The organism is Nocardia araoensis NBRC 100135, from assembly GCF_000308435.1.
Classification (GTDB): domain Bacteria; phylum Actinomycetota; class Actinomycetes; order Mycobacteriales; family Mycobacteriaceae; genus Nocardia; species Nocardia araoensis.
Genome location: NZ_BAFR01000014.1, coordinates 39754 through 46020, shown reverse-complemented (window position 1 = coordinate 46020; position 6267 = coordinate 39754). Strand labels below are relative to the sequence as shown.

Annotated in this window: 7 protein-coding genes; 4 read left to right on the top strand and 3 right to left on the bottom strand. The window is 68.6% G+C overall.

Features of this window, described 5'->3' with window-relative positions; all coding sequences use genetic code 11:
- Positions 1-290: 290 nt before the first annotated feature.
- Both ON21_RS02730 and ON21_RS02725 read right to left on the bottom strand, forming a co-directional pair.
- Complete coding sequence (locus ON21_RS02730) at positions 291-530, bottom strand: MbtH family protein (protein ID WP_039794945.1); 240 nt, start codon at positions 528-530, stop codon at positions 291-293.
- Between the two features lie 169 nt (positions 531-699).
- Positions 700-1518 (bottom strand): alpha/beta fold hydrolase, encoded by an 819-nt coding sequence (locus ON21_RS02725; RefSeq protein ID WP_039794930.1) that lies wholly within the window; start codon positions 1516-1518, stop codon positions 700-702.
- 189 nt (positions 1519-1707) lie between these two features.
- Here ON21_RS02725 and ON21_RS39185 point away from each other — a divergent pair, with 189 nt between their 5' ends.
- The 4 genes from ON21_RS39185 to ON21_RS02705 all read left to right on the top strand — a co-directional run bounded on the left by ON21_RS39185 (position 1708) and on the right by ON21_RS02705 (position 5760).
- On the top strand, positions 1708-1878 hold the full coding sequence (locus ON21_RS39185; RefSeq protein ID WP_169332663.1) for a hypothetical protein: 171 nt from the start codon (positions 1708-1710) through the stop codon (positions 1876-1878).
- Positions 1879-1962: 84 nt separating this feature from the next.
- Positions 1963-3507, top strand: a complete 1545-nt coding sequence (locus tag ON21_RS02715; RefSeq protein WP_051020238.1) for an alpha,alpha-trehalose-phosphate synthase (UDP-forming) — start codon at positions 1963-1965, stop codon at positions 3505-3507.
- A 64-nt stretch (positions 3508-3571) separates the two neighbouring features.
- Entirely contained in the window at positions 3572-4303 is a 732-nt protein-coding gene (locus tag ON21_RS02710; protein WP_039794925.1) for a response regulator transcription factor, read from the top strand.
- Positions 4300-5760, top strand: coding sequence for a sensor histidine kinase (locus ON21_RS02705; RefSeq protein WP_051020232.1), 1461 nt, complete (start codon positions 4300-4302; stop codon positions 5758-5760). Before ON21_RS02710 ends, ON21_RS02705 begins: the two co-directional genes overlap by 4 nt.
- A 15-nt stretch (positions 5761-5775) precedes the next feature.
- On the opposite strand, the gene ON21_RS02700 is transcribed toward ON21_RS02705, so the two are convergent.
- The gene (locus tag ON21_RS02700; protein ID WP_039794924.1) at positions 5776-6264 is read right to left on the bottom strand and encodes a hypothetical protein; all 489 of its coding nucleotides are present in this window, start codon (positions 6262-6264) and stop codon (positions 5776-5778) included.
- Between the last annotated feature and the right edge of the window lie 3 nt (positions 6265-6267).

Below are 6267 nucleotides of genomic sequence, written 5' to 3'. Positions count from 1 at the left end.
GGCGAGTGCTCTACCACTGAGCTAAGGAGGCGGGAAAGCGGTTGTCATCATAGCCCGGCACGCCGTCCGTATCACAACGGAATCCGCGTTCGGCACCGAACGCGGTCATACCGGCCCGACAACCGCTTTCGAGCGAAGCGAGATCGAGCATGCGCCGTTCGCGGCCCGGCTCGTGACCGAGTGACCGCCGCGTCCGCGACGAAGTCGCGGGCGGCGGCCACTCGGACGCGAGCCATCAGTAGGCCGCGAACAACGCCGCGCCGAAGGCGCGGCAGATCAGACGCCGCGGATCAGGCAGAGCCCTGACGCGCCGCGTCGTCCGCGGCCATGGCGTCGCGCAAGCTCTTCGGACGCATGTCGGTCCAGTTCTTCTCCACGTACTCGACACAGGCGGCACGGCTGTCCTCGCCGAACACGACTCGCCATCCGGCTGGAACCTCTGCGAAGGCCGGCCACAGGGAATGCTGTTCCTCGTCGTTGACCAGGACGAAGAAGCGGCCGTCTTCATCATCGAAGGGGTTGGTGCTCAATTTCACCTCACTGGATACTGGCGCTATGTACGGGATCGCTCCTGGTTCGCACGGTGCCGGGTTGCTTGCAACCCCAGGCGCCGAGAGACCCCGAGCGTTGTTTCGACACTAGCAAGCAAGACGTTACGCCTGGGCGGTTACCTATGCCCGCACCTCGGCCGACTCGCTATCAGGCCGCAAAGAAGTCCAGGAGAATCTTGTTCACCGCCTCCGGCCGCTCCAAATATCCGAAATGCCCGGCGTCCGGTACCTCCTGGTACCGCGCACCAGGAATGACCTCGGCGATCTCCCTGGACAGATACGGCGGAATCATCCGGTCGTCGGCGAATCCGACCGAAAGACACGGCACCCGGATCGCCCGGTAGGCCTGCACCCGGTCGAAATCGTGATCCATCCTGCGCTGGGCGCGAATGCCGGGCGAGACCGGCCCGCCGGTGAACTCGAACAGGTCGAGCCAGTCGCGCGCTGCGTTCGGCTCGGCCATGGTCGCAGGCGAGAGATTCATGACCGCGGTGATCGCCGCCTCGTATTTCGGCGGCAGTGTCACCCCGCTCGCGTCGAGCTCGTGTTCGCCGAGCGAGAGCGTCTTCTGGAACTGGTCCAGCCGCCCGTGCCCGGCCATGAACACGGCCTTGCGGACCAGGTCGGGGCGGGCCAGCGCCAGTTCCTGCGCCACGCGCGCCCCCATCGAGGTGCCCACCACCAGCGCCGGGCCCTCGTCGAGGAACTCGATCAGGGCGGCGGTGTCGGCGACCAGCTCGTCGATGGTCATGCCGGAGGCGGCCTCGAAGGACGGCGCGATCCCCCGATTGTCGAACGTGCACACCCGGTAACCGGCCGCGACCAGGGCCGGAACCTGGTGCAGCTCCCACACCCGGCCGGGACTGCCGGTGCCCATGATCATGACCACCAGCGGCGCCGAGCCCTTGGCGCGGTCACCCTTCACCTGATAGTTGAGGGAAATCCCGTTCACCGTGGCCAGCGGCATGTCGACCCTTTCGTGGAGTTGGTGCTGCGCTCCCCACGGTATAGGGACCAGCGAGGAAGACGCATCGAGCGGGGTGTCCCGGCGGCGCCGACGGCCGTTGCGCAGCCGCCCCGGCGGGCGCGCTTCCCAGCGTCGCATACCATTGACTTTTCGCAGGGTAAGAGCGCACTGAGCCGGGAGGACTTGACGATGGCCGCGAAGGGCAGCGCCAGCGACATTGCGGACGACGATCTGGAACCACTCGCCGACGAAACGGCGCGTCAGGCGCAGCGGGTGGTCGCTGCCTACGCCGAGGATGCGGACGAATGCCGGATGTTGTTGTCCATGTTGGGTATTGGACCGAACGCTCGAGGCGAATAACCTCGTTCTCGACGCCAACGGCGACGTCGACTACACAACTCCAGCGGGATACAGCAACGCGCAAAGGATGCGTGAGTGGACCAGATGAATCCGTCCGACGACTCCGAGCACGCCAGAGACACCTCGACTGCTGACGCCGCGGCGGAGAACACGGGCGCGGGCTCCGGTTTCGTCGTCGTCGCCAATCGGCTCCCGGTCGACCTCGAACGACTGCCCGACGGCAGCACCCGGTGGAAGCGAAGCCCGGGCGGTCTGGTGACCGCGCTGGAATCGGTCCTGCGCAACAACAAGGGGGCGTGGGTCGGCTGGGCGGGCGTGCCCAACGTGGAAGTGGACCCGATCATCGAGGACGGCCTCGAACTGCATCCGGTCCCGTTGACCGCCGACGAGGTGGCCGACTACTACGAAGGCTTCTCCAACGGCACACTGTGGCCGCTCTATCACGACGTCATCGTGCGGCCGGTCTACGACCGCAGGTGGTGGAGCGCCTACGTCACCGTGAACCGGCGCTTCGCCGAGGCCACCGCCAAGGTCGCCGCCGAGGGCGCGACGGTGTGGGTGCAGGACTACCAGCTCCAGCTGGTGCCCAAGATGCTGCGCATGCTGCGCCCGGATCTCACCATCGGGTTCTTCCTGCACATCCCGTTCCCGCCGGTCGAGCTGTTCATGCAGATGCCGTGGCGCACGGAGATCGTCGAGGGCCTGCTCGGCGCCGACCTCATCGGCTTCCACCTGCCCGGCGGCGCGCAGAACTTCCTCTACCTGGCGCGCAGGCTGGCCGGTCAGCCGACCTCGCGCGGCTCGGTCGGCGTGCGCTCCAAGCTCGGCGTGGTGCAGGTCGGCTTCCGCACGGTGCGGGTCGGCGCGTTCCCGATCTCCATCGCCTCCGCCGAACTGGACGAACACTCCAGACGCAGGTCGGTGCGCGAGCGCGCCGCCAAGATCCGGGCCGAACTGGGCAACCCGAAGAACATCCTGCTCGGCGTGGACCGGCTCGACTACACCAAGGGCATCGACATCCGCCTCAACGCGCTCGAGGAGCTGCTCGTCGAGGGCCGGATCGATCCCGCCCACACGGTCATGATCCAGCTGGCCACCCCCAGCCGCGAGCGGGTGGAGAGCTACATCCAGATGCGCGGCGACATCGAACGTCAGGTCGGCCGGATCAACGGCGAGTTCGCCCGGGTCGGCTACCCGGTGGTGCACTACCTGCACCGCCCGATCCCGCGCGACGAGCTGGTCGCGTTCTTCGTCGCCGCCGACGTGATGCTGGTGACGCCGCTGCGCGACGGCATGAACCTCGTCGCCAAGGAGTACGTCGCGTGTCACAGCGGGCTCAACGGCGCCTTGGTGCTGAGCGAGTTCACCGGCGCCGCGGCCGAACTGCGGCAGGCATACCTGTGCAACCCGCACGACCTGGACGACGTGAAGGACGCCATCGTCGCGGCGCTGGAGGACGAGCGCGACGTCAAACGCAGGCGGATGCGCTCGCTGCGCAGGCAGGTGCTGGCCCACGACGTAGATCGCTGGGCGCGGGCCTTCCTCGACGCCCTGGCGCAGGACCAGGTCGCGGGCAGCGCGCTGCTGACCGACGACGACGTCTATCCCGAGGACCGCGAGCCGCGCTGACGTTCACAGGAAGCTCCCAGCTTCGGCCCAGCGACATCGCAGCCGACCACCGGACGATGAAGCCATGAGTGGCGCCCCTGTGCAGCAGACACCCGAGGCCAGGGTTCTGGTGGTCGACGACGAGCCGATGATCGTCGAACTGCTCGCGGTGAGTCTGCGCTATCAGGGCTTCGAAGTGGACACCGCGGCCGACGGCGCGCAGGCGCTGGACAAGGCGCGCGGCTTCCGTCCGCAGGCGCTCATCGTGGACGTGATGATGCCCGGCATGGACGGCTTCGGCCTGCTGCGCAGGTTGCGTGCCGACGGGATCGACGCGCCCGTGCTGTTCCTGACCGCGCGCGACGACGTGCAGGACAAGATCACCGGCCTCACCCTCGGCGCCGACGACTACGTCACCAAGCCGTTCAGCCTGGAGGAAGTGGTGGCCCGGCTGCGGGTCATCCTGCGCCGCGCGGGGCACGCCGCTCCCCAGCGGGAGAGTTCGCGCCTGCGCTTCGAGGACATCGAACTCGACGACGACACCCATGAGGTGTGGAAGGCGGGCGAGCCGGTCGCGCTCTCACCCACCGAGTTCACGCTGCTGCGCTATTTCATGGTCAACGCGGGCACCGTGCTGAGCAAACCGCGCATCCTCGACCACGTCTGGCGCTACGACTTCGGCGGCGAGGTCGGCGTCGTCGAAACCTACGTCTCCTACCTGCGCAAGAAGGTCGACACCGGCGATACGCGCCTGATCCACACGCTGCGCGGCGTCGGCTACGTGATGCGCGCCCCCCATCGCAAGAGCGGTTCATGAGCCGGATCGGCGGTGCGCGCGCGAAGGTCTCCGGCTGGCTGTCCGCCGTTCCGCTGCGCGTGACGCTGATGTTCCTGCTGGTGCTCACGGCGGGGCTGGGCTTGCTCGTCTCCGGCATGGTGGTCACCTCGGCCCTGGAACAACAGCTGACCGACCGCACCGACCAGCAATTGCGCGGGGGCGCGATGGAATGGTCCCGGCGCGGACCGCCGCCACCGGTGCCGCCGCCCGAACCGCGCCACACCCCGAGCCAGTTCTACGTGCGGTCGATGCGCACCGACGGGCGCGTGTTCCTCGTCCCCGCGTTCGCTGTCGACTCCGAGCCCGCGCTACCCGCGACGCCGCCATCGGGCCCGTACACCGTCGGCTCCGTGAACGGAGGACCGATCCAGTGGCGCGTGCTGACGCTGCGCACACCGGACGGCACGACGACGGTGGCGCTGCCGCTCACGCAGAACACCGACACGGTGCATCGGCTCGTCATGCTCGAGCTGATCGTCGGGGCGGTGGTCCTGGCCGTGCTGGCGGTCCTCGCGTACTTCGTGGTGCGGGGCAGTCTGCGGCCGCTGCGCCGGGTGGAGAGCACCGCCGCGGCCATCGCGCAGGGCGACCTGCACCGTCGGGTGCCGGTGCGCAACACCAACACCGAGGTCGACCGGCTGTCCAGATCGCTGAACGGGATGCTGGCGCAGATTCAGCGCGCGTTCACCGCGACCGCCGCGTCCGAGGAGGCGGCGCGCCGGTCGGAGGAGCGCATGCGCCGCTTCATCGCCGACGCCAGTCACGAGCTGCGCACCCCGTTGACCACCATCCGCGGCTTCGCCGAACTGTATCGGCAGGGCGCCACCAACGACCCCGCCGCGTTCATGGATCGCATCGAGCGCGAATCCCAGCGGATGGGCGTGCTCGTGGAGGACCTGCTGATGCTCGCGCGGCTGGACGCCCAGCGCCCGCTGGAACTCGGCCCCGTCGACCTCCTCGCCGTCGCCAGCGACGGCGTGCACAACGCGCGCGCCGTGGTCACCGCCGGGCACTCCGACGGGCCCGTCCGCACCATCGAGCTGAAGATCGAGCCCGGCGCGGGAACGCTCGAAGTGATCGGCGACGAGGCGAGACTGCGTCAGGTCCTGGGCAACCTGCTGAACAACGCCCTCACGCACACCGCACCCGACGCGAAGGTGACGGTGCTGCTGACTCCCGGCCCCGACGACGTGCTGCTCGAGGTCATCGACACCGGTCCCGGCCTGGCAGCGGAGGACGCCGAACGCGTCTTCGAGCGCTTCTACCGCACCGACAGCTCCCGCGCCCGCAGCAGCGGCGGCAGCGGGCTCGGCTTGTCCATCGTGCAGGCGCTGGTGACGGCGCACGGCGGCGAGGTCGGCGTGCGGAGTTCACCGGAGGCCGGGACGACGTTCACGGTGCGGCTGCCGCGCACACCGCCATCGCAGTCGTCCTAGCGCATCGGACCGGCGTCAGACCGGGGTTACCGCCGACACCAGCCAGCGCGAATCGGATTTCGTCAGGGAGACGCGGACCCGGCTGCCGGTCGTGGTGCCCTGCGGGGTGTCCTTGCTCGTCATCACCTGATTGAGGAAAAGCAGGACTTGTGCGTGCGAGCGGTCGGCGGAGATGACGCCTGCGGCCTGCGTGGTAGCGCTGACGGTGAGCTGCTTCTCCTTGGCGCCGGGCGCGATCTGCTTGTCGATCAGCGTCAGGTAGTCGGTACGGAAGTCGCCGCTGAGGTTGTCGGCGGACTTGCGCAGTTCGGTGTCCACGGTCTGCGGGTTGTAGGTGAACATGGCCTCGACGGTGCGCCCCGCCGTCGCGACCGCGTCCTTGCGCGACTGCTCGGCCTGGCGGTCGTCCCAGTAGCGGTAGCCGTTCACGCCGCCGACGACCGCGGCCGCCGCGACCACGACACCGAGCAGCGCGAGCAGGATCTTGGCTCGAATTCCGTTCATGCT

Bases quoted from the DNA above. Each gene is read 5' to 3' on its own strand.
- ON21_RS02725 (WP_039794930.1), bottom strand. From the start codon at position 1,518: ATGCCGCTGGCCACGGTGAACGGGATTTCCCTCAACTATCAGGTGAAG.
- ON21_RS39185 (WP_169332663.1), top strand. From the start codon at position 1,708: ATGGCCGCGAAGGGCAGCGCCAGCGACATTGCGGACGACGATCTGGAA.
- ON21_RS02715 (WP_051020238.1), top strand. From the start codon at position 1,963: ATGAATCCGTCCGACGACTCCGAGCACGCCAGAGACACCTCGACTGCT.
- ON21_RS02710 (WP_039794925.1), top strand. From the start codon at position 3,572: ATGAGTGGCGCCCCTGTGCAGCAGACACCCGAGGCCAGGGTTCTGGTG.
- ON21_RS02705 (WP_051020232.1), top strand. From the start codon at position 4,300: ATGAGCCGGATCGGCGGTGCGCGCGCGAAGGTCTCCGGCTGGCTGTCC.
- ON21_RS02700 (WP_039794924.1), bottom strand. From the start codon at position 6,264: ATGAACGGAATTCGAGCCAAGATCCTGCTCGCGCTGCTCGGTGTCGTG.